Below are 22,196 nucleotides of genomic sequence, written 5' to 3'. Positions count from 1 at the left end.
CTGTCGGCTTCAATGGACGCCCAGACGAACCCGTGGCTGCTGCACTTCACTCATGTGGACAACATCGAAGGCATCACCGCGACTGGCCTGGTGGCCGACAATCGGCAACCGGCTACGGCCGTGGAGTGTGCCGAGCCGGGTATCAAGGAACGCCGACGCCAGCAGCCGGTCACTATCGAGCCGGGCGGTGTGGTGGCTGATTATGTGCCGTTCTACTTCGCGCCCCGCTCGCCCATGCTGCACCGGATCCACAACGATGGGGTCACGGGTTACTGCCAGGGGCAGCGGCCTTTGGTGTACCTGGTGACACGTCTTGAAGCAGTGATCGCCGGGGCGGGCGTGGGTGGCCACTGTGTCAATCCCCTCAAACCGTGGAGACGGTCCTATGCCACAGCGGCCCTCACCAGGGCCGATGATGCTTGCCTCGTCTCGATCATCTGACGCTCGAATGTGACAGGCGGCAGCCCGTCGTTGGCGCTGTGCCTCCGCTTGACGTTGTAGAAGTCCGCGATCCAGGTCGCGATCTTCAGCCGGGCCTCCGCCCTGGTACGGAAGTGGTGACGGTGCACAAACTCGACCTTCAGCGTGCTGTTGAGCGACTCGGCAGCCCCGTTGTCGAGCGCGCACCCGACCCGGCCCATGGACTGCACCACCCCGTGCTTGCGGCATTCGGCCTGGTAGCGGGCAGCGGTGTACTCCGACCCGCGGTCCGAATGGAAGATCACCCCGTCCACGTCGCCGCCCCTGGTGGCGACCGCCATCTGCAGCGAGGCGACCGTCAGCGCCGCGTCGTGATGCTCGGACATGGCGTAGCCCAGCAGCCGACGGGAGAACAGATCCTCCACCGAGGCCAAGTACAGTGGCCCCTCATCGGTGTGGATCATTGTGACGTCGCCGACCCACAGCACGTCCGGAGCGACCGCGGTGAACTTCCGCCGCACCAGATCCGGCGCGGCCGGCCGCTTGCCCTGCCGGGTCAGCGAACGAGGCTTCTTCGGCGCCCGCCCAGCCAAGCCGAGTTCGGCCATCCGCCTGGCCACGGTGTTCTCTGACACACGCCAGCCCGCCTCGTGCAGGTCCTGGGTGATCCGCGGTGAGCCGTACGTACCGCCCGAGGCCGCGAACAGGCGCTTGATCTCCGCATCTAACCGGGCCCGCCGCTGCTGGCGGGCGGTCGGCGAATTCGCCCCGATGCGGTTCTTCCACTTGTAGAACCACGACTGGGAGACCTCCAGCGCCCGGCAGGAGATCGCGTGGTCGATGCCGTAGTCGGTCTTCTGGGAGCAGATGAAGGCCGCCACGCTCACCGGCCCATCGCCTCTTTCACCCACAAGACCACGGAACGCTTGAGGACATCACGCTCGTCCTCCAGCTCCGCGCGTTCCTTCTCCCAGGCCGCCTTCTCCTTGGCGTGCTGCCGGGCCAACTCGGCCTTCTCCCGCCGCAGCCGCGCCAGCTCCTCCTCCGCCGACTCCTTCAGCGTCCCGCCTCCGCTGTCGCCACCGGCCTGCCCTGCCGCGAGCCGGTCCATCTGCACCCAGTTGTACAGCGTGTACTCGTTGATGCCCAGATCCCGCGCGACGTGCGCGACGGGCTTGCCGGTCTCCCTGACGATCCTCACCGCCCCAGCCCGGAACTCCGGATCAAAGCGACGCCTCGTGACTCCTGCCACGACCAAACCTTTCCTGGTTCGGTCTCCACGTTACGAGGGGAAGCCCAACTGACCGCAATGCGGCGGTTGCCACCGCTCGCTTCACAGCTCAGGCCAAGGAACTGCCTACGCACATCGACTGGGAGATCATGGCGGCACAGTACTGGGCCAACACCGCCGAAGACGGCTTTCGCATGCAGCGGCGGATGGCTGAACTGCTCGTACATGGAGCCTCCCCCCGAGGTGTGGACACCTTGAGTACCGGATGATGGAAATCCGGAGACAAGGAGTTCCACGTGGCGATGAAGTCGTATCCGCCGGAGTTCAAGGCGGACGCCGTCGCGTTGTACCTGTCCGATCCGGATCGGACGTTGGCCTCGGTGGCCGAGGACCTGGGGATCAGCCGGGAGACGCTGCGTAACTGGGTGCGTCAGGCGCAGGCGGACGGCACCGCTGGCGTGAAGGAGCGGGGCCCGGTGAGGAAGCCCGCGCATGGCCCGCTATCGTCCGACGACGTGCTGGAAGAGGAGAACAAGCAGCTCAAGGCCCGGATCCGGGAACTGGAGCTGGAGCGCGACATTCTGCGCCGGGCGGCTAAATATTTCGCGGGAGAGACCAACTGGTGAGCCGCTTCGAGTTCGTTGACGACCATCGCGACGTCTTCGGCGTCAAGCGGCTGTGCTGGGTGCTGAAGGTGTCCCGATCGGGCTTCTACCGGTGGCGTAAGGCGGCTCCGGCCCGGGCGGAGCGTGCCGCGGCCGACGCCGTACTCGCCGCGGAGATCAGGCATATCCACGGGGAGTTCGACGGCACCTACGGCAGTCCGCGCATCACCGCCGAGCTGCGGGCACAAGGTCGCAGGGTCAACCACAAGCGGGTGGCGCGGGTGATGCGCCGCTTCGGCATCGTCGGGCTGCACCTGCGCAAGAAGGTGCGCACCACGGTGCCGGAACCCTCGCATCAGAAGGTGCCCGACCTCATCAGGCGGGACTTCACCGCGCCCGCCCCGAACCGGCGCTATGTCGGTGACATCACCTACCTGCCCGTCGGTGACGGCCGGTTCCTCTACTTGGCCACCGTGCTGGACCTGGGCTCACGCCGGCTAGCGGGCTGGTCAATCGCCGATCACATGCGCACCGAGCTGGCGACCGACGCGCTGCGGGCCGCGGCCGCGACGCGGGGCAGCCTGGACGGCGCGATTTTTCATGCCGATCATGGGGCGCAGTACACCTCGGCCGAGTTCGCCAAGGTCTGTGCCGAGCTCGGGGTGCGCCAGTCCATGGGAGCGGTCGGTTCGAGCGCCGACAACGCCGCGGCGGAGGCGTTCAACGCCACTCTGAAACGCGAGACGCTGCAGGGAGCCACGCGGTGGTCCTCGGCGCGCGAGGCCCGCCTGGCGGTGTTCAAGTGGATCACCCGCTACAACACCCGCAGGAGACATTCCACCATCGGCTACCTCAGCCCCATCGACTACGAGCAGCAGACCATCGGTAGGGTGCAGCTCGCCGCATAACGACCGGTGTCCACACTTCGGGGCGAGCCCCCGAACGCTTGCACCCCGTCCGCGACCCAGACATCGTGGCAGCGATCCAGGGGCAGCAGCGCCTGGCGCGCGCCAAGCATCCGGACACCCTGTGGTTGTTCCCGGCTTACAACCACAATGCCCACGGCCAGCGACACACGACGACCGCCGCAGTCCGCTCGGCCATCCAGAAGTGGATGGCCGAGGTCGGCATCGTCGACCGCGACGGAAACCCCGCCCATATCACCCCGCACCAGTTTCGCCATACCTTCGGCACCCGCGAGCTCAATAACGGTGCACCACAGGAAGTGGTCCAGGAGCTGTTGGACCACGACGACCCTGCGGTCACGCGCGGCTACGCCCGGCTCAACGGTGAGCGATTGAAACACGAGTTCATCTCGGCGGCCCGATTCAATGCCGCCGGGGAACTACTCCAGCAGCTGGCCCCCGACAGCGCTCTCGCGGACGTCGCGTGGATGAAAGAGCGCATGAACCGGGCCAAAGTGACCCTCCCGAACGGCTACTGCGCCCTGCCCTTGCAGCAAACGTGCGAGGTGCAGAACGCTTGTCTCGACTGCAACGACTACTTCGTGACCACCCCGGAGTTCATCCCAGCCCATGAAGAGCAGCGAGCACGCACCGCCGACCTCATCGCCACCTTTGAGAGCGCCGGCCAGACTCGCATGGCCGAGAAGAACCGAAAGGTGCTGATCAAACTCGACACCCTCCTGAAGTCTCTGAGAGGTGTCCCGTGACAGAGGCCCTTGACCGCTACCGCGATGACCGTCGTTCCCGAATGCAGGCCGCTGTCGCCAATGCGATGCGAAAACTGGACGAGTCCGGCCAGCCCATCAACATCAGCCGCGTCGCTGCTGCCGCCGGCGTGTCACGGCAATGGCTCTACGACAGCCCATTCCGGGCCGAGATAGAGCGGCTGCGCGAACGAGAAGCAGGCACATCTTCACGTCGACCACCCGCGAAACAGACCTCGTCCGAGGCATCACTGCGCGCCCAGAACGAAGCCCTGCGCCAACGTCTCAAAGAGATGCGCAGTGAGACCGCCGCCTTGAGGGATGCCCTGGAGCGGGCGCTGGGTCTGTTGCGTGAACGCGGCCAACCACCGAACCTCGGCTGAGCGCGAGCATCGGGCCCGGCCCCAGCGCACTGGTAACCCCAACCGACCCGCTGGCCCAGCACGCGACGCAAGACGGCCCGGCGCTTGGGTCGCTGCCACCAGAGGCAAAGCAGCACTGAGTAACCGCTGTTACTCATGTGGTCGCGCGAGTTGGTCATCTCCTGTTTCGCTGGGCCGGCGGACCTGGTGCAATCACCAGCATGGCAGCCAAACCCCTGCTTCTCCGCGTAGCCCTCACGCTGGCCGCGCTCCTCACCTCGGCCGCGGCCGGAGCCGCCCTCGCCTCCTCCTCGACCAGGGGGCGGACACCGCCCCCACCGGCGGAACTAGAACCAGCACAGCTGCCAGACGACCCCCCACCGCCCGCGCCGCGGCGCCACAGGTGGTGGAGGCGCGTACTGTGGGTGGTCCCGCTCCTGGCATTGACCGCCGTCTGCGCTTGGGCCGCAATCACGTGGACAGGACCAACTGGGCGCGCTGGGTCCTGGCGGGCGTTGCGCTCGCGCTGGCGGCCTGCCTCGCGCTCGCCGCCCTCATCGGCCCGGCCGCCCGATACCTCGCCGGAGAACGCGCCCCGCTCACAAACGTCGAACGCACCGAGATGACCGCGGCCGAGCGAGTGGAGGCAGTCAACTCCGCGCGTCACACGCTCATCCAGGCAGTGACCGGGCTGGTCGTGATCGGCGGTGTCGTATTCACGGCACTGGGACTCTGGTACACCGCTCAAACGCTGAGCACCACCCAGGAGGGGCAGATCACCGACCGGTACACCAAAGCCGTCGAACAACTCGGTTCCACCAAGTCCGACGTGCGACTCGGCGGGATCTACGCACTGCAACGCCTTGCCGCTGACTCGCCACGCGACCGGGACACCATCCGCAACGTGTTGTCAGCGTTCGTCCGCAACCACGACATGTGCACCCTTCAACCCGGTGAGAAAACCCCGCCCAAGCGATGCAGCGACGACAAAGGGGAAGGTAACTACCCCATCGTGCGTCCCCCTGCCGATGTGGTCGCGGCGTTGACCATTGCTCCCACCCTGAGCGCCCTGAAATACAGCGTTGACATTATTCCCGGTGTCATTAACAGCGGTGACATTACCGGCCGCGCAGACTTCTCCAACAGCCGCTTTCCCGGAGCGGCCCTGTCCCGCGCGAACCTGGCCAGCGCGGATCTGACCAGCGCGAATCTGACTAGAGCGCAACTGGTTGAGGTGGACCTGAAGGGCGCGCGACTGGCAGGTGCGAACCTGGCCGGCGCGGACCTGTTTGAGGTGGACCTGAGGGGCGCGGATCTGATAGGGGTGAACCTGATGGGCGCGTCGCTGTCCAGCCTGGAGTTTGGCGGCGCGTACCTGATGGACGCGGACTTGTCCCGCGCGGAGCTGGTCGGCGCGGAGCTGTCCGGCGTAAGCCTGTCCGGCGCGAACCTGTCCCGCGCGGACCTGTCTATCGCGGAGCTGTCCGGCACGATCCTGTCCGGCGCGAACCTGTCCCGCGCGAGCCTGGTCGGCGCGGAGCTGTCCGGCGCGGACCTGACCAGCGCGAACCTGTCCCGCGCGGACCTGTCCGGCGCGGACCTGTCCGGCGCGAAGCTCAGCGCGGACCTGTCCGGCGCGGAGCTGTCCGGCGCGGACCTGTCCGGCGCAGACCTGAGGGGTATGCGCGGGATGACTGAGCAGCAGGTGCGGGCGGTGGCCACGGTTGACTCAGACACGACGTTCGTCTACTGAGTAGCCCACCAACGAGGCTCGGCGCCCGCCCCGTTCCCTGCGAGGAGACGGGGCTGATTGCTCCGCTAACAAGCCGTCCGGCAACGCCCGGTTACTACCAGCTACTTTGCGTCTGGTGACGGCGACCCGAGCGGCGGGCCAAGACGGGCCACAGTCAGACTCGCTCCCGAACACCATGCCTTTCTGGACATGTCTGCATTACCAAACCAAAGGTCAGACGGCCATATGACCTTCTTGACTCCAGATAACCCGGTCGGCGTCGACCCAGTGCCGGAAGCTGGAGCGCTGGTAGCCTTCGCGGCTCTCCTCGCCCACGAGCAAGCCGGCGACCGCATCACGCAGGAGCACCGTCTCGGCTCGGGCGGACGACGCGGCCGCCGCTGCCGTCGCGGCGGCCGGTGCCGGACTGAGCCCGATCAGCGGCGTCGCCAGGAGTCCTGCAGCCAGGAGAGCGGCCGGGATGGCGCGGCGTAGGGGGGAAGGCACCGAGATCCTCCAATGCAGCTACCCAACGTTATGATTGCCTACTTTAAGTAATCACGGCTGGTGGAGGTCGCTCACTACCGGCTGGGTGACAACCTTGTGACCGCTCCCAAGCTCGCGCATGGCCCCGGCACCGCCGACGCGGCACCAGCCCGGCGACGGCCGAGAAGATTCTCTGTCGCCACGCCGCTCATCGGCGCAGAAAGCACCGGCCCGGTTCTCGGTTGCGCTGGACCAGCTGAGCCCTTCGGCCTGAGCAGCGCCGTAGCCGCCTCGAGGCCGGCGCAGATGTCTCGCTCATCCGGATGTGGAGGGCGGCGGAGTCTGACTCGCCCCAGAAGGGATGCGGCGTTCGGCATCAGACCACAACGGGCGGTCCACCCTTCCGTCTTCGCAGCCTGCGTCACGGGGCGCCGCTCGCGCAACCGCCCTCTCGCCCCGCACGGCGGGGCTCCAGGAGGGGCGAGGTCTGGCCGATCAGAGATCTTTTGCTGGCGCAAAACATCTTGACCCGGCCAGACACGGCCGGTTGCACGGCGGCTTCCCGCGCCGCTGACGGCCGCCGCCGGAAGGGGACATCCCCGCCGCCGCGGCCCCCGCGCCGACGGCCGCGCGCATTCCTCCTTCCGGCAGCCCCGCCCACCCCCACTCCGGGAGCTGCCATGACCGCGCTCGCCCACCCCCACACCGCCTCGCCCGCCCTGACCGCGCCCGACGACCAGCCCGCCATCGCCATCGTCGGCGCCTCCATCACCGGCCCAACTCTGGCCCTGTTACTGCACCAGGCCGGCCTGACGAACGTCACCGTCCTGGACGCCTCCACCCACCTGCACGCCCAGGCTGGCGGTGTCATCGGCCTGGAGCACACCGCCCTGGACGTGCTGGACTCCCTCGGCGTCCCGCAGAGCGAGTTCGTCCCCTTCACCAGCGAGCGCGTGGTCGCGGTCAAGGTCGCCGACCGTTGCGAGGCCGGCCGCACCCACACCTTCTACCCGGGCCGCTCCACCGCCTGGCACCTGATCAACACCGCGCTGCTGCAGCGCCTGCCCGAGGCATGGTTGCGCCTGGGCAGCCGCGTCACCGGCCTGACCGCCGGCCCGGACGGCCGCGCCCAGCTGCAGGTCGCCGACGCCGACCCGATCAGCGCCGACCTGGTGGTCTTCGCCGACGGCCGCCGCTCGATCGGCCGCCGCCTGCTTGACCCGGACCGCCAGCTCCGCTACGGCGGGTACGTCGCCTGGCGCGGCCAGGCGCCGACCGTGCCGCAGGACCTGCGTGACTACACCCGTATCGAGCCGTATGGCGCGGGCTTGCACCTGTTCCCGATCCTGCAGCGTGACGGCAGCACCGCCACCGACTGGACCTTCTACCTCAACCACTCCGAGCCGGAGTTCCGCACCCTGCTGGCCGCCGAGCCGACCCGCCGCACCTACGTCCTGCCGCACCAGATCACCCCGTACGCCCGCGAGCATGTCACCGGCCACGCCCGGCAGCTGCTGCCCACCACGGCCGCCGACATCATCCAGGCCACCCCGGTCTGGACCGCCGCCCCCATCGTCGACATTGCCCCGCCTGAGCGGATGGTCTACCCGGTCGGGCGGCACGCCCAGGCCGTTCTGCTGGGTGACGCGCTGGCCCCGGTCCGGCCCAACACCGCCCGCGGCGCCAACAACGGCATCGAGCAGGCCACCTCCTTGGTCGCCGCGCTGACGCAGCATCTGCGCTACGGCGCTGACCTGGCCGTCGCCTTGGAGGGCTGGTAGCGCCGCGCCTTGCCCGCCGTCCGCGACGCGCTGGAGCTCGGCCCCAAGCTGGGTGCCGCACTCGGCCTTGGACACCATCCGGCGCCGGCATGACCGGCGCCTATCGGCCGGCCCGGACCATCGAGCCGGGCTGGCTGGTCCGCCTCGCCGCCGGCGACACCCCGGCCGGTGGCGGGTGGATGTCCGTCCTGGCTCGCATCGACACCGTCAATCAGCTCGGCCGGCAGCGCGTCTGGTTTCTCGGTGAAGACCGGGCCGCGTCGGCCTACGCCGACGACCTGGTCTTCAGCCGCACCCCCGACGAGGCGGCCATCGCCCACCACCCATGAGCCCTTTCGCCTCATCTCCCGCCGTCCGGGGACCGGTTCCCCAGGACGGCGGCTCGATCAACAAGGAGCCCGTTATGACGTCGACCAACCTGCCCGTTCCCCAGCCGGCCGGAGACCACGCCGGACAGCTGCGGCACCTTACCCGCCGGCTCGCCACCGATCTGGCCGACCAGCTGCGCGCCCAGCCGCCGACCGGCCAGATCGTGGACGGGGCCCGAACCCGGCTGCATCAGACGATCAACCGGTATCGCGCCGGCGACAGAGCGGACGACGCCACCGCCATCCGCCTCAGCATGGACCTGCGGATCGTCCGCATCCGCGACGAAGCCTGGCTGGCCTCGCAGGTCGAACCGATCGTCATGACCGCCCTGCTGCTGGATGTGGCCGACCGGATCGAGCCGGAGTTCCTGGCCCCGGTCGGCTCGCTGCTGGCCTTCACCGCTTGGCACCTGGGCGAACGGGATGCCGCCCGCCGCGCTGTCGAGCAGGTCCTGGCAAGGGAGCCCTTCTACTCGATGGCCCTGCTGATCCAGATGGCGCTGCAGCTCAACGTGCCTGCGGGCGCCCTTCGGGACCGCATGCCCACGCTCGGCGAGATCGACATCATGATGGGGCCGCCCCAGCCGGACTGGCTCCAACCGCTCCAGTGGACCTTGGCCGACTACCTCGAGGCCGCCCGCTGAACGACCTCACCCGCCGGCGGCCCAGGGCGCGGCGTGCACGCGCCCGCTTCGGCGGTGACCGTGGCCGGGCGGCGCAGGGGGCCGGTCCGGCGGCGGGCGCGCTCAGCCCGGCCGCGCCGGGTGAGCGCGTCGCCGTAGTCCCGTGACGGTGGCTGAGGTCTAGCGCCGATCGTGCGGTCGAGTCCGACGCCGGTGGCAGGCCCTGTCGTAAGTTCCTGCCGGTCATCCGCCCCTCATTTCGGACCGGTCAGCCTCGCAGGCACGTTCCTCCAGGCAAGGCGGCTTTCGCTGCGCTCACCCCGCACGGTCAAGATCTTTTGGCGCAAGGGCAGGAACGGGCGCCAAAACATCTAGCCCGTACGGGGCCGCCGCCTTGCCTTCCGTCTCTTCCACCTGCGTGTCCTCCCTCACCGAAACGCGGAACGGCCGCCCAGCAGGGGCACCGTACGGAAGGAGCCGGACATGCGACTCAGCCTCGACCTCCCCCTCTACGCCACCGATATCACCGCCTGCACCCGCTGCGGCAACGAGGTCACCCTCCAGCACAGCTGGAAGACCCTCGACGGTGGCCGCATCTGCCTGGGGTGCGTGTGCGAGGCCGTCGAGGCCTACCGCCAGTCCACGGTCGCTGACCGCGACCTCCCCTACTAACCCCCCCGGCCGGTGGCGGGGGCCACGAGCCTCCGCCATCCTCTGCCCCTCTTTTCGGAACCCACCGCTACTACTGCGCAGGAGGAAGACCCATGGCAGCAGGCGACACCGTCATCACCATCGTCGGCAACCTCGTCGACGACCCCGAGCTCCGCTTCACCCCGACGGGGCAGGCGGTCGCCCGGTTCCGCATCGCCTCCACCCCCCGCTACATGGACCGCCAGTCCAATGAGTGGAAGGACGGCGACAGCCTCTTCCTGACCGCCAACGTCTGGCGGCAGGCGGGCGAGAACGCCGCCGAGTCCCTGACCCGCGGCACGCGCGTCATCGTCCAGGGCCGGCTCCGGCAGCGCACCTACGAGACCAAGGAAGGCGACAAGCGCACCGTCTACGAGATCGAGGTCGACGAGATCGGCCCGTCCCTGCGCCACGCCACCGCCAAGGTGAACAAGACCCGGCGCAACCGTCCCAACACCCCGCCGCAGGACAACCCGTGGGAGAACATGCCCGCCGAAGGCCAGCAGGCCAACGGCCAGCCTGTCCCCGCAGGCGCGACGGCCGGTGACGAGCCGGACTTCTGACCCCGGGCAGGGGCCCGCCCGGAATTCTCCGGGCAGGGGCCCGCCCGGAATTCTCCGGGCGGGCCCGCTCCCTGATCCCACCGGATCCCTTCCCTCTCCGCCGCGCCTCCGGCTCCGCTATCCGGAGGCGCGGCGGCCCCTTTTGTCTCGTGAGGAGGACGTCCCTCCGATGATGTCGACCTCGACGCGCGAGGACCTGACGGACCTGCTGCACTTTCTCGGCGCCGTGCTCAACGACCCCGGCGCGGGCCTGCGCCCCGCCCTGCTGCACGTCATCGGCGAACTGGCTCGCCTGCTCAGCGTGGACATCGACGACCACGAACTCGCTTGCGTGCTCGGCAGTACCGCAACTCCCGCTCCCGACGACCCCGTAATGCCCGGCCAGGCGATCCCTCTGCCTGGCCGGGGCCAAGCCGTCGTGCTGGCCGTGCGGGAGAAGGGAGCGCTGCTCAAAGTCCGCGCCGCCAGGCGAAATCCGCCACCTCCGGAGCACGCCCGACGGATGGGCGGACCTTTGACCCGCCACAACCCCTGCCCGCACCTCGAAGGAGGCCAGCCCCGATGAATGACCCAGGCGAGCACGAGCCGCTACCGTTCGAGGGCCACATGCTTCTGATCACCGCATGCTGCCGCTGTGGCATGCAGCCGCTCATCGTCGACCCCGACAACGCCGTCTCCGTCCTGATCCACCAGGCCACCGGCACCCCGCTCGACCTCGACGGTAACCCGGCACGGCGCGGCGACCCTCTCGTGCGGCGCGAAGCCCTGTGCTCCGGCTGCGTCCGGCTGTGCCGGCAGGCCATCGCGCAGGGCGAGCTCGTGTCCTGGCCCCGGCCGCCGTCGTCGGAAGGTTTCGCTTGATGCGCCACGTGGTCCAGTTCTCCGGCGGCATCGGCAGCTGGGCGGCCGCTCAGCGCGTCGCCGCCCAGCACGGGACCGACCGGCTGACTCTGCTGTTCGCCGACACGCTGGTCGAGGACGACGACCTGTACCGGTTCAACCAAGACGCCACCGCCCAGCTCGGCGTCGAGCTCACCGTCGTGGCCGACGGGCGCACCCCGTTCGAGGTGTTTCACGATGTCCGCTTCCTGGGCAACGCCAGGATCGCGCCCTGCTCGTACTGGCTCAAACAAAAACCCTGCCGAGACTGGCTCACCGCTCACGCCGACCCGCGAACCACCATCGTCTACGTCGGTATCGACTCCTCCGAAAGGCACCGCATCCCCGGTATCGTCCGGGGCTGGGCGCCCTGGCAGGTTCGCTTCCCGATGGCCGAGCCGCCGTTGCTGACCCAGGAGCAGATGCTGCAGGCCGCCCGCGCACTCGGCGTGCGCCCGCCGCGCCTGTACGAGCAGGGCTACCGCCACAACAACTGCGGCGGAAGCTGCGTACGGGCCGGGCAACGGCAATGGCTGCACCACCTGCGCACCCACCCCGACCGCTTCCTGCGCGCCGAGCACGAAGAGAACCGGCTGCGCGCCGAACTCGGCGACGTCGCCATCCTCAAGCGACGACGGCACGGCGTGACCCGTCCGCTGCCGCTGGCCGAGCTACGCCGCCGCGCTCAGGCCGCCTGACGCCCGGCTCGCATCCTCCCCGACGAGGGCTCCGCACCGGATGGGCCCGCGCTTGCTTGGGCCTACCACGGAACCCCGGGCGCGGGGGCTCGGCAACAGGGACTGGACGGCTTGGACGGCCCCCCGCGCCCGGGAACCCGTGGTCGAAGCGGCCCGAGCGCGGGCCACCCCGGCCCGCCACACCCTTCGAAGGAGAACACAGGTGAGCGACGACACCGCCCGCTGGCGGCACATCGAGATCGTCCTGGACCGCTCCGGGTCCATGCAGCCCATCACCTCGCAGACCGAGGCGGGCCTGCGCGGCTTCCTGGAGGCGCAGCGGTCCGTGCCCGGCCGCACCACCGTCACTCTGTACCAGTTCGACGAGGTCGGCGAGCTGGTCTTCAGCAACGTGGAACTGGCCGACGTGCCGGAAGTCCGGCTGCAGCCGCGCGGCGCCACGGCCCTGTTCGACGCGATCGGCGACACCATCGAGCGCGCCCGTGCCCAGGTGCTGGCGCTGCCCAAGCCGCAGCGCCCCGATGAGATCATCACGGTCATCCTGACCGACGGCGCGGAGAACTCCTCCCACCGCTATGACGCACCGCGGCTGCGGAACTGGATCGAGGACCTGCGGGCCAAGAGGCGCACGTGGGTGTTCGTGCTGCTGGGCGCCGGCTCCTACGTCACCCGGCTCGCCCGCATGCTGGGCATCGGTCAGGAGACCACCATCCACTACGACCACGACCTCAGCCAGACCGCGCTGTCCACCGCCGGTGAGATGGTCCGCCGCGGCAGCCGCAGTGGCCGGTACGGCTTCACCGACGAGGACCGGACCGCCACCCGGCACTGACCCTCGGGGGTGTGTTGGCGGCCGCGACCACGAGCGGTCGCCGGCACATCCCCGTCTCCCGTGCCGCCGACAGCGCAGCCCGCTCAGGAGGCTGGGGGTGCGGCATTCGGGCCAGTGCGGTGTTCCTCCCTTTCCGGCTTCGCAGCCTGCGTCACGGCGGCGCGCCCCCGCAACCGTCCTCTCGCCCCGCTCCGCGGCACCTGGCGGCGAGTTCTGTCTGCTTTCAAGATCTTTTGCTGGCGCAAAACTTCTTGGAAGCAGGCAGAAACGAACGGTTGCGGGGCGCTTGGCCGTGCCGCTGACGGCCTTATCGCCGGAAAGGGGAAGCCCGCCGCCTCGGCCCCCGGGCCCTCACCCCTCCACTGCTCTTCCGGCAGCCCATCCACCGGACACGGGAAGAAGGAGAACCCCCGATCATGCTGCCTGAGGTGAAGGCGTACTTCGACGCCATCGACAATCGCAACCTCCGCCTCGAGACCGACCGCATCTACCGCGCGCATCCGGTTCCGGACTGGGACCCCACCCTGTCGGCCGACCAGGTCGCCGCTTACTTCGAGGCGGAGGACAAGCGCAACGCCGCCCTGCGCGAGCTGGAAAGGCGGACAAGACCAAGCAGGCCGAGGCCTACCAGAAGCTGGCCGCTTCCGAGGACCCGCTGGTGCGCTTCCTGCTCACCGATCGGGAGGTGCAGGCCTACCCCCACCACGCGCACGACGTCCTGAAGGCCCTGCCGATGAGCCGCGAGGAGATGGAGGAGTTCGGCGACCGGCAGGACTTGGTGCCACGAGTTCGGGCGTCTGTTCAGGCGCGCGGACGAGGCCGGCGTGCTGCCCGAGCCGACCCCGGACCTGGCCGACATCGAACCGCTGGTTCGCGAGATCGCCAGCCGGTTCGGCATAGATGAGCGCCGCATGCGCACCCTCGTTAACAAGCACCTCCCGGACATCCTCGCCAGCGCCTCGGCCAAGAGCGCGCAACCAGCACAGGAGGACCTGCCGGCCACCGCGTAAGAGTGACCGAGGGCGGCGTGGCGGACGGCAAGCCCTGCCACGCCACCCTCGGGGCAGCGCCGAGCACGGTGAGGAGCCGGACCGGCCCCTCACCGATCCCCGGAGTGGGCCCAGCCGTGGCGAGCGCGCCTCACGCGGCCGCCTCACACTCCAGGTGGTCGCGCCCTTGAGGAACCCACCAGGGCTTGGCAAGGCCGCACCCTTTCAGCCCTCGTTCGTGTCGGCGCCCAGCGTGACGCCCATCCGCTCCAACCGGGAGCGGATGGCGCCACGGCTGCGGCCGAAGACCTGCGTCAGGTCCCGGATGGTGGTGCCAGGAGCCGCGGCCAGATCCTTGAGCCGCTGATCGTCCTCGGGCGTCCAGGGGCGGTGCGAGTTACTGTGCGTGTGCCTCCGCTCCTGCAGCACTGGTGTCCGCCGATCTCCGGCAAGCGCGGCCGCGCCGCTGGCCAGCAGCTGAGCGAGCACCGCTAGGTGGACAGCGGGGACGGTCTGGGCGGTGCCGAAATCGAGCAGTAGTTGGCCGTCGGCGTCGTTGCCGCGCATCTCGATGTGCAGCCGCTCACCGTCGACGGTCAGGGCCAGCTCGTAGCGGTGACCGTCCTGGTCGGCCTGCAAACGTACCTGAGACAGGGGACTGGACACGGGATCTCCTTCGAGGGGAGGCGAGGCGAAGGGCTCACGGGACGCAGCCGGGCTACGCGTCGTGCGCCCGCCCACTTGGTGGACGGCCGGCTCAGGATGCCGACGCGTTCGAGCTTCACTCATCCCATTATCGAACAGATGCGTCAGAAGGTCGCACGATCAACCGCAGGAGAACCCGGCCCCGACGGGCGCCTGATCGTCCAGTCCAAGCAGATCGAGTGGGCCGGCCTCCTCGTCGACCCGGACACGGAAGCGGACCTGGCAGGCGAGGACTGAATCCCGGACCGGCTGGCCGCCGTAGGAGCGGCCGGCCTGTATCGGGGCGCTTGAGGCTGCGCTCTTCCCTCGTCGCATCGTCGCTTCGCTCCTTCTCTCCTCAGTCCAGAGCACAGCCCGCCCCTCCAGGCCGGCCGCTCCTACCGTGCGCCGCCGTACTTCGGCTGCCGTGGGGCGCCGTCGTCCCTGCTCGCCGACCCGGACCGACCTCGCCGTAGCGGGCTCGCCAGCCCGGCCATTCCGCGCACAGGGCGCTCGCTGCGCTCGCGTCGCACACGATCGGCCTGCGGCCGACCCTGTGCGCGGCGCGCTCCACGTCGGCTTCACGAAGGCTTCGCTGGCGCTCCGCCTGCGTTACGCCTCCGCTCCGCGCGACACTCCGCCGTCCCGCTTGGTCCCACCTGAAATATCCCTCGGCGCCGAATTCCCAACCTCCTTCCGGCGTAAGCCGGAGCGCATCACCAGCGCCGACCGGAAGGCGTCGGTCACCTCCACCGGCCAACTCCTCCAGAGGCGCACCTGGTCAGATGCGACCTGTATGCGGTCCGGTTCCCGTGCTCGCCGCTCGGTGCTAGCACGGCCTGGCTCTCGACAGCGGCCGCCTGCGCGGCTCGTCGCGCTCCCGTTGGCGCGGACGGCTCTTCCGCGTCCCCGTCTGGTGTCCCGAGCCAGGTCAGCCTCGCAGGCCGTCACGGCGGACAACCCACCCTCTCAAGATCTTTTGCTGCGCAAAACATCTTGACGGGCAAGTTGTCCTCCCCTCCTTCGCCTGCGAAGTCGCCCTCGCCGGGACACCCCAAGGCGGGCGCCGCCCACGCGAGCGCCCCCTTCTGCAGACAGGAGCCCTTCATGCTCAGCGCCTCCTTCCACGCCATCGCTCTCGATCCGGGCACCCTCATCGCCGCAGCGGGCATCGCCCTCAGCGTCCTCGCACTTGTCGCCTTCGGCGCCGCCGTCATCAGCATCCAGCGTGACGACCGCCGCGGTGTCCCTGCCGCCTCACCCACCTCCCCACGCAGGTTCAGACGGCGTGTCCTCGGCACCCACACCCCACCCAACCGGCAAACCGGAGCCAGCCGGGCAGCTCAGGACTGCTGAACACCCGGCCCCCATCCGGGCGCACCACAGGAGCGTCGCCGGCAACCCGGCTCCGGCAGCGGATGGCGCCACGACTGCGCCCAAGCTCGCGTACCAGGCCCCCATCGCCGGCCCCTGCGCTGCGAGCCTGGCTGGGCGCACATCGTCCTGCGCCGTCCACGGCCGGGCCGCGGTGGCATGTCGGGCCCGTCGCTGTTCCACCGTGGCGGCTGGGCGGAGCTGACCGGCATGCCGGTCAGCTCCGCAGCGCCGGTGGCCGGCAGATCGGCGATCACGGTGAGGCCGGCGGCGGCAGGCTGCGCGCCGTGCCGCTCGGCCAGGACCTGGACATCGGCGTCGACGCCGACTTCACCCCGCACGCCCTGCGCCACACCGCCGGAACCGCGATGGTGCGCGCCGGCACCGACAAAGAACAGGCCGTCCCGCACGTCCTCGTCGAGGAGTAGACCGAGAACCGCTCAGTCCCGCCCGACTGACAGTTTCGCGACCGCCTACCGACACCGAGCCGACCGCTCCACTGGCACCGCGAGGTCGCGGCCACTGACGCTCAGGCGACTGCCGACACTTGGCCGATGTCGCTGAGGCACTCGCTGCCCTCCGAGGCCGGAGCCGTGTTCGGTGCGACGCCCGACACTACGCAGCGGCCTGGGCGAGCTGTTCGTCGCTCCCTCTGCACGGCTCCTCAATGGCTTCGACCTGCATCTCGGGGCGGCCACCACGAACGCGGGCAGCACCTGCAGTGATCCACAACTGATCCTCAAGATCGGCCGGCGAGCATGGCTCGTGTACGACGATCAAGGAGAGGGTCACATGAACAAAAGGCGCACGGCTGTAATGATCATGGCTGCGTGCTTCACCATCGGGGCAGCACAGGTCATCGGCGCCGGGTCTGCCGCAGCCGCGCCCCTGAACGGCGCAGGAGTGTCGTCGATCTACCCCGACCAAGACCCCATCGACTGCGATACCCATCCGCACCACTGCCGCTGATCCGGCGCTCGTCGGGCTCGACTAGGCACTGTCTCAAATTCGAGCACCGACGTGTCGGTGCCGTAGGACCGGCCGGGGGTTCTACCGGCGGATTCCGACCCACCTGAGCGAGCCCCGCTCCGCTTCCGCGAGCGGGGCTCGCGGCTGTCGGCGGCCGGGGAAGCCGACTGCATGATCGTGCAGGACCACCGGCACCCGGCATGGGAGCAGCAAGCGTCGCTGGCCCGCCGCCGCTCGATAGTGCGGACGGTGCCCTCCAGCCCCACTGCCTTGGCCTGCTGCCGCTCGGCCGAGCTCCGCCGTGACGGATCGAACTCCTCCCGTGGGACCGTATCGGTCGGAGCGTCCGGCGGCAGGCCGGTCTCCACCTCGACGATGGTCCGCCGCCAGCGTTCCGCCTCAGCCAGGACCTCGGCCCCGGCGCCGATGACCGCGAAGTCCGCCGCGGCCATCAAATGCCCCGCCAGCACCACCTGCTCGCCCGCCTCCGACGGCAGCCGGACCGACGTGCCGGCCAGCCCGACGACCTGATGCTCACTGCCGTCGAAGGAGACCCAGTCGCCCGGCCATCAGCCCCGTCGGCTCGCAGAACGGCTCGCGCAGCGCGCCGGCAATGCCCGGCAGTAGGTGGCGATGCCGACCACCTGCGGGTCGTAGTCCAACAACATCAGGTGATCGCGTTCTAGCCAGGACTCGTAACCGACGTGCCGGCCCATCGTCGCTGACCACCACCGGCCCGAAAGTGCTTCTGCCCCTTGTAGGAAGGGAAGCGCCGGACCGGCCGGCCGTCCTCGAAAATGCCAGACCGGCCGGTAGGGAGGCCGGACCGCGCCAGTACCGGCTGGTCCAGCAGCGTGGCCAACCGCAGCACCGAGAACCCGCCGTCCGGCCGCCGAGCCGGTTGAAGGTCGGCAAGTCCCCCAACCGCTTCGAGGATTCCGGCCGGCTCAAAGGTGTCGCGCGTGCCATCGACGCCGCACAGCGCCCCGGTTGGCCCTCAGGGGCGGGGACGGATCACGCGTCGTCGTTGCGAGGCGCGTCGAGGTGGGTGACGAGGTTGATGCCGCCGTCGACGTGGATCACCTCACCGGTGACGAAGGGGGCCTTGGTGAGCGCCAGGACCATCGCTGCGACGTCGGATGGCTGCCCGAGCCGGCCCAGCGGTGTCATGGCCACGGTGCGCGCCGCCCGCGTGGTGAGGCTGTCCGAGGTCAGTCGGGTCTGGAGCGGCCCCGGGGCGATCGCGTTCACCCGGACGTCTGGACCCACGGCCTTGGCCAGCAGCCTCGTCAGGTGGTCGAGCGCGGCCTTGCTGACGGAGTAGGGGATCGAGCTGCCGAGGGGGCGCGAGCCGCCCACCGAGGTGATGTTGATGATCTGGCTGCCGGGCTCCATGACCTTCACGGCGGCGACGGAGACCTGCCACGTCCCGACGACGTTGACGCCGAGGATCCGGTGCCAGTCGTCAGCGGTGATCGCATCCAGGTCGGCGTGGGGGACGGGTCGCGACACTCCGGCGTTGTTCACCAGCAGGTCGAGCCGGCCGTGCCGCTCCACGGTCGTCTCCACCAAGCGCACGGCGTCGGAGGGATCGGCGATGTCGGCCTGGACGTAGCTCGCCCCCGGGAGCCGGGCCGCGAGCCGCTCACCGGCGTCGACCGAGGTGGCCGAGTTCACCACGACGGTGAAGCCGTCTGCCGCGAGCGCATGGGCGATCCCTTCTCCGATCCCGGAGCTCGAGCCCGTCACGATGGCGACCCGTGGCGCGCTCACCGGGCGACTCGCTCGGCGACGGGCGCTTTCAGCGCGTTCACGATCGCCCGGCTTCCGCTGGCGAGGATCGAGGTGTCGTTGCTGACCACCACGTAGTCGTAGCCGCGGGCCAGCGCGGTCCGGGCCTCCTCACTCGTGGCGGAGGCGGTGCCGATGGGAACACCTGCCGCGGCGGCGGCCTCCAGCGCGGACGTGGCGAGCCGGTCCACCTCGTCGCGTCCCGCCGCGACGCCCATCGACATCGAGAGGTCGGCCGTCCCGACGAGCGCGGCACCGATGCCGTCGAGGGCCAGGATCTCCCTCGCGTTCCTGATCGCCGCCTCGCTCTCGAGCTGGACGACGCACAGAACCTGCTCGTTGCCGTACTCGAGGTAGTCCGCCCGTGGCAGCAGCCCCCAGCGACCCGCTCGGCTGGTGCCGCCGGACCCGCGGTCGCCGCGCGGCGGGAAGCGGGTGGCCCGTACGACCGCCCGGGCCTGCTGAGCCGTGTCCACGTGCGGCACGATCACACCGGCCGCGCCGGCGTCCAGGACCCGCTGGATCACGCTGAGGCCGTGGTCAGGCACCCTGACGAGCGGGTCCACGCCGAGGGCGCGGGCCGTCGCGATGTGGGTCGAGGCGGCGCCCAGGTCCAGTGTCGTGTGCTCGAGGTCGATGACCACGAAGTCGAAGCCCGCGTAGGCCATGATCTCGACGCTCTCGGGGCTGGCGAGCTTGATCCAGGTCCCGAGCGTGCCGTCGTTGATCCCGTTGCGTACTCGTGTCATGGCTCAGATCCCGCTGGTGGTGTCGGTGGGGGCGGCGGTCCAGAAGACCAGCCACTTGCCGAGCTGCACGACGACCGCGTGCAGTGCGATGCCGACGGCCGACAGCACGACGATCACCGCGAAGGTCCTGGCCACGTCCAGGGTGAAGTTGCTCGCCTGGATCAGGTAGCCCAGACCTGCGGAGCTGCCCACGAACTCCGCGACCACGGCGCCGGTCACGGACAGGATGACGGCGACCTCCAGTCCCGCGAAGATGTGCGGAAGCGCCGACGGGATCTGCAGGTGCCGCATGACCTGCATGCGGGACGCGCCGAAGGACCTGAGCATCTCGACCTGCTCGTAGGCGGCGGACCGGAATCCCAAGATGGCGTTGATGAGGAGGGGGAAGAACGCGATCAGCGCCACGGTCAGCACCTTCGAGCTGATCCCGATGCCGAACCAGACGATCAGCAGAGGCGCCATGGCGACCTTCGGGATGGTCTGGGTCAGGATGAGCAGCGGGAAGAGCACGCGCTCCACCGTCCGGAACTGGGTGATGAGCACCGCGGAGACCAGTGCCGAGCCGACCGCGATGCCGAACCCGATCAGGATCTCCTTCAGGGTGACGATCGAGTGGGTCATCAGGCTGCCGTCCTGGAAGCCGTCGACCAGGGAGCCGGCGACGGCCGTGGGCGCGGGGACGAGGATGTCGGAGACGTCGAAAATCTCCACGACGGCCTGCCAGACCACCAACAGCCCGATGAACACCAGCACGCTGTAGGTGATCTCCGGTACTCGGCGGCGTCGGGATCGGACCGGGGTGTCCGAGCTCGTGGGCGCCTCCACCGGCGCGGTCCCGCCGTCCGGGGCGGCGAGTGCCTCGCCGCCGGCTGCGTGGCGCTTGGTGTTGGTGGACATCAGGACTCCTAGTGGGCGCTGTGCTCGGAGTCGAGCAGCTTGCGGATCTTCAGGACGATCTCCCCGAACTCGGGCGTGTTGATGTTCTCGAGCCGCCGCGGTCGAGGGAGCGCGACCTCGACGACGTCCGCCAACCGGCCGGGTCGCGGTGTCATGACCACGACGCGGTCGGCGAGGAGCACCGCCTCGGGGATGCTGTGCGTCACGAACAGCACGGTCTTGCGGTCCTGGTCCCAGATCTTCAGCAGGTCCAGTCCCATCTGGTCGCGGGTCATCGCGTCGAGGGCGCCGAACGGCTCGTCCATGAGCAGGATGCGCGGGTCGTGCATCAGGGCGCGGCCGATCCCGACCCGCTGCTGCATCCCGCCGGACAGCTCGTTGGGGTACCGATCGCCGAACTCCTCCAGGCCGAGCATCACCAGCAGTTCGTCGGCCTTCGCGTGGGTCGCGGCGTCCCGGGCGCCGTGAAGGTCCGGAGACGTCAGCAGGTTCTTCCGCACGGTGCGCCATGGCAGCAGCAGCGGCTGCTGGAAGACCATCCCGAGCTGGTTGCGGTGGGTGTCCTCCGACGGCCCGAAGGTGACCTGTCCGGAGGTCTGGCGGGACAGGCCCATGATGATCCGCAGCAGCGTGCTCTTGCCGCAGCCGCTGGGGCCGACGATGGAGATGAACTCACCGGCTCGGACGCTGAGGGAGACGTCGTCGAGAGCCTGGACGGTCCCGCCGGACTTCGTCGGGTAGAGCATGGACAGCGAGTCCAGGCGGATCACGCAGTCGGTGTCGGTGCTGGTCGGCATGTCTGTCATTCCTCACCTGGTTCGAGCGCAGGCTGCCCGCGCCTTGGTCGTCGTGCGGGCAGCGATCAGTCGGCCGCCTCGGGCCACGTGCCGCCCATCTCCTTGGTCAGTCGCTTGCAGGCGGCCTTCAACGCCGTGGCCTCTCGGGAGTCCAGCGCCTCCGGCAGCATCCGCTCGGTGCCGACGGCCGCGATCGTGGCGCAGATCCCGGTCGCCGCGAACACCGGCGCCGCGACGACGCAGATGCCGCGGTGGTTGACGTGGCTGCTCATGCCGGCCTGCTGGATCGCCTCGATACGACGGCGAGTCTCGGTGCGCTGGGGCTCGGGGAGGCTGCCGGTGAGCCGGTCGGCGTGGAACTGGTCGGGGAGGAAGGCCAGGAAGACCTTGGCCTGCGAGGAGTCCAGGGCGAGCTGCGAGCCCACGCGCACTGTCACCAGGGTGGGATGCTCGGCCTCCTCCACCAGCGAGACCACCGGGCCGGAGGTGCCCCACAGCGACAGCACGGTGCTGACCTTGATCTCGAGCACGAGCTCGCGCATGTAGGCCGGCGCCTTCTGCATGATGCGCTGCTGTCCCAGCATGAAACTGCCGAGCTGCAGGATCGACCGTCCGGGACGAACGAGTGCGGAGTCCTCCACACGCTCGAGCAGGCCGGAGCCGATCATCGAGCTGAAGTAGCGATGCACCGTGGTCCGGTTCAGACCGAGCCGGCGGGTGGCCTCCGCGACGGAGAGCTCCGGAGTCTCCGGACCGAACAGTCCGAGGATCTGCGCGGTCCGGCTCACCGCCTGGATGTCCTGCTCGCGAGCAGTCACTGGCTTGTCGACCTGGCGCTTCGTCATCGGCCCCCGCCTCGTTGAGTGTCCATAAAGAGTGCCCGTAGTTCGCAGTACGGACAGAGAGTAAGCGTGACCCACGTCTCGCTGCAAGATTTTCCTGCGAATTCGCGGAAGCGTTCCTCGAACGCACCCTATTGACAGACCGGATAGCGAACTCTCAGTCTG

General features: G+C 69.4%; 29 protein-coding genes. 21 read left to right on the top strand and 8 right to left on the bottom strand.

Annotated features, from left to right (window positions below; all coding sequences use genetic code 11):
• Positions 1-12 precede the first annotated feature (12 nt).
• Complete coding sequence (locus tag FR742_RS19590) at positions 13-441, top strand: DUF4433 domain-containing protein (protein ID WP_148032280.1); 429 nt, start codon at positions 13-15, stop codon at positions 439-441.
• Here the strand turns inward: FR742_RS19590 and FR742_RS19585 are convergent.
• The gene (locus tag FR742_RS19585; RefSeq protein WP_148028989.1) at positions 384-1,307 is read right to left on the bottom strand and encodes an IS3 family transposase; all 924 of its coding nucleotides are present in this window, start codon (positions 1,305-1,307) and stop codon (positions 384-386) included. The genes FR742_RS19590 and FR742_RS19585 overlap by 58 nt on opposite strands.
• Positions 1,304-1,672, bottom strand: coding sequence for a transposase (locus tag FR742_RS19580; protein WP_148028988.1), 369 nt, complete (start codon positions 1,670-1,672; stop codon positions 1,304-1,306). Before FR742_RS19580 ends, FR742_RS19585 begins: the two co-directional genes overlap by 4 nt.
• Here FR742_RS19580 and FR742_RS46585 point away from each other — a divergent pair.
• The 16 genes from FR742_RS46585 (at position 1,666) to FR742_RS19500 (ending at position 13,949) form a co-directional block, all read left to right on the top strand.
• Positions 1,666-1,920 (top strand): DarT ssDNA thymidine ADP-ribosyltransferase family protein, encoded by a 255-nt coding sequence (locus FR742_RS46585; RefSeq protein ID WP_148034677.1) that lies wholly within the window; start codon positions 1,666-1,668, stop codon positions 1,918-1,920. The two genes, FR742_RS19580 and FR742_RS46585, sit on opposite strands and share 7 nt — an antisense overlap.
• 27 nt (positions 1,921-1,947) lie before the next feature.
• A protein-coding gene (locus FR742_RS19570) for an IS3 family transposase (protein WP_396989404.1) occupies positions 1,948-3,164 on the top strand; the annotation gives its coding sequence in 2 pieces (ribosomal slippage) (positions 1,948-2,260 and positions 2,260-3,164; 1,218 coding nt in all).
• Positions 3,165-3,229: 65 nt separating this feature from the next.
• Positions 3,230-3,928, top strand: coding sequence for a tyrosine-type recombinase/integrase (locus FR742_RS19565; protein ID WP_187281217.1), 699 nt, complete (start codon positions 3,230-3,232; stop codon positions 3,926-3,928).
• Positions 3,925-4,308, top strand: a complete 384-nt coding sequence (locus FR742_RS19560) for a DUF6262 family protein (protein ID WP_148032277.1) — start codon at positions 3,925-3,927, stop codon at positions 4,306-4,308. The genes FR742_RS19565 and FR742_RS19560 overlap by 4 nt, the downstream gene beginning before the upstream one ends.
• Before the next feature lie 454 nt (positions 4,309-4,762).
• Positions 4,763-6,040: a pentapeptide repeat-containing protein gene (locus FR742_RS19555; RefSeq protein WP_222708987.1), complete on the top strand. Its 1,278-nt coding sequence runs from the start codon at positions 4,763-4,765 to the stop codon at positions 6,038-6,040.
• Positions 6,041-7,185: 1,145 nt separating this feature from the next.
• Positions 7,186-8,286: an FAD-dependent monooxygenase gene (locus FR742_RS19550; protein WP_222708986.1), complete on the top strand. Its 1,101-nt coding sequence runs from the start codon at positions 7,186-7,188 to the stop codon at positions 8,284-8,286.
• A gap of 89 nt (positions 8,287-8,375) precedes the next feature.
• Positions 8,376-8,615 (top strand): hypothetical protein, encoded by a 240-nt coding sequence (locus tag FR742_RS19545; RefSeq protein WP_148032276.1) that lies wholly within the window; start codon positions 8,376-8,378, stop codon positions 8,613-8,615.
• A gap of 74 nt (positions 8,616-8,689) precedes the next feature.
• Entirely contained in the window at positions 8,690-9,298 is a 609-nt protein-coding gene (locus FR742_RS19540; RefSeq protein ID WP_187281216.1) for a DUF4192 family protein, read from the top strand.
• 462 nt (positions 9,299-9,760) lie between these two features.
• Entirely contained in the window at positions 9,761-9,949 is a 189-nt protein-coding gene (locus FR742_RS19535) for a hypothetical protein (protein WP_148032274.1), read from the top strand.
• 92 nt (positions 9,950-10,041) lie between these two features.
• Complete coding sequence (locus FR742_RS19530) at positions 10,042-10,530, top strand: single-stranded DNA-binding protein (protein ID WP_148032273.1); 489 nt, start codon at positions 10,042-10,044, stop codon at positions 10,528-10,530.
• Between the two features lie 169 nt (positions 10,531-10,699).
• Entirely contained in the window at positions 10,700-11,095 is a 396-nt protein-coding gene (locus FR742_RS19525; protein WP_148032272.1) for a hypothetical protein, read from the top strand.
• Positions 11,092-11,391, top strand: coding sequence for a hypothetical protein (locus tag FR742_RS19520; protein WP_148032271.1), 300 nt, complete (start codon positions 11,092-11,094; stop codon positions 11,389-11,391). Before FR742_RS19525 ends, FR742_RS19520 begins: the two co-directional genes overlap by 4 nt.
• Positions 11,391-12,107 carry a hypothetical protein gene (locus FR742_RS19515; RefSeq protein WP_261808626.1) on the top strand — a complete coding sequence of 239 codons (717 nt, stop codon included), beginning with the start codon at positions 11,391-11,393 and terminating at the stop codon, positions 12,105-12,107. Before FR742_RS19520 ends, FR742_RS19515 begins: the two co-directional genes overlap by 1 nt.
• A gap of 202 nt (positions 12,108-12,309) precedes the next feature.
• Entirely contained in the window at positions 12,310-12,939 is a 630-nt protein-coding gene (locus tag FR742_RS19510) for a vWA domain-containing protein (protein ID WP_148032269.1), read from the top strand.
• A 416-nt stretch (positions 12,940-13,355) separates the two neighbouring features.
• Entirely contained in the window at positions 13,356-13,661 is a 306-nt protein-coding gene (locus FR742_RS19505) for a hypothetical protein (RefSeq protein WP_148032268.1), read from the top strand.
• A gap of 102 nt (positions 13,662-13,763) precedes the next feature.
• The gene (locus FR742_RS19500; protein WP_148032267.1) at positions 13,764-13,949 is read left to right on the top strand and encodes a hypothetical protein; all 186 of its coding nucleotides are present in this window, start codon (positions 13,764-13,766) and stop codon (positions 13,947-13,949) included.
• A gap of 204 nt (positions 13,950-14,153) precedes the next feature.
• Here FR742_RS19500 and FR742_RS19495 read toward each other — a convergent pair whose 3' ends face one another.
• On the bottom strand, positions 14,154-14,594 hold the full coding sequence (locus FR742_RS19495) for a hypothetical protein (protein WP_148032266.1): 441 nt from the start codon (positions 14,592-14,594) through the stop codon (positions 14,154-14,156).
• 138 nt (positions 14,595-14,732) lie between these two features.
• On the opposite strand from FR742_RS19495, the gene FR742_RS44635 reads away from it, so the two are divergent.
• From FR742_RS44635 to FR742_RS19480, 4 genes are all read left to right on the top strand, one after another.
• Positions 14,733-14,870 carry a hypothetical protein gene (locus FR742_RS44635; RefSeq protein WP_187281215.1) on the top strand — a complete coding sequence of 46 codons (138 nt, stop codon included), beginning with the start codon at positions 14,733-14,735 and terminating at the stop codon, positions 14,868-14,870.
• Positions 14,871-16,273: 1,403 nt separating this feature from the next.
• Positions 16,274-16,414, top strand: coding sequence for a tyrosine-type recombinase/integrase (locus tag FR742_RS19490; RefSeq protein ID WP_148032265.1), 141 nt, complete (start codon positions 16,274-16,276; stop codon positions 16,412-16,414).
• A 172-nt stretch (positions 16,415-16,586) separates the two neighbouring features.
• A complete protein-coding gene (locus FR742_RS19485) occupies positions 16,587-16,955 on the top strand; it encodes a hypothetical protein (RefSeq protein WP_148032264.1) in 369 nt (122 codons plus the stop codon).
• Between the two features lie 171 nt (positions 16,956-17,126).
• Entirely contained in the window at positions 17,127-17,486 is a 360-nt protein-coding gene (locus tag FR742_RS19480; protein WP_148032263.1) for a hypothetical protein, read from the top strand.
• Positions 17,487-17,969: 483 nt separating this feature from the next.
• Here the strand turns inward: FR742_RS19480 and FR742_RS19470 are convergent, their stop codons facing one another.
• The 5 genes from FR742_RS19470 to FR742_RS19450 form a co-directional block, all read right to left on the bottom strand.
• Entirely contained in the window at positions 17,970-18,728 is a 759-nt protein-coding gene (locus FR742_RS19470) for an SDR family NAD(P)-dependent oxidoreductase (protein WP_222708985.1), read from the bottom strand.
• Entirely contained in the window at positions 18,725-19,495 is a 771-nt protein-coding gene (locus tag FR742_RS19465; RefSeq protein WP_148032262.1) for an HpcH/HpaI aldolase/citrate lyase family protein, read from the bottom strand. Before FR742_RS19465 ends, FR742_RS19470 begins: the two co-directional genes overlap by 4 nt.
• A 3-nt stretch (positions 19,496-19,498) precedes the next feature.
• Positions 19,499-20,392 carry an ABC transporter permease gene (locus FR742_RS19460; protein WP_148032261.1) on the bottom strand — a complete coding sequence of 298 codons (894 nt, stop codon included), beginning with the start codon at positions 20,390-20,392 and terminating at the stop codon, positions 19,499-19,501.
• An 8-nt stretch (positions 20,393-20,400) separates the two neighbouring features.
• A complete protein-coding gene (locus FR742_RS19455; RefSeq protein WP_148032260.1) occupies positions 20,401-21,189 on the bottom strand; it encodes an ABC transporter ATP-binding protein in 789 nt (262 codons plus the stop codon).
• 65 nt (positions 21,190-21,254) lie between these two features.
• The gene (locus FR742_RS19450; RefSeq protein ID WP_148032259.1) at positions 21,255-22,034 is read right to left on the bottom strand and encodes an IclR family transcriptional regulator; all 780 of its coding nucleotides are present in this window, start codon (positions 22,032-22,034) and stop codon (positions 21,255-21,257) included.
• Positions 22,035-22,196: the final 162 nt, after the last annotated feature.

The sequence above is a fragment of the Nonomuraea sp. C10 genome (assembly GCF_008017515.1).
GTDB lineage: Bacteria > Actinomycetota > Actinomycetes > Streptosporangiales > Streptosporangiaceae > Nonomuraea > Nonomuraea ferruginea.
The sequence above is the reverse complement of the archived record's forward strand: the minus strand, read 5'-3'. Positions and strand labels throughout refer to the sequence as shown.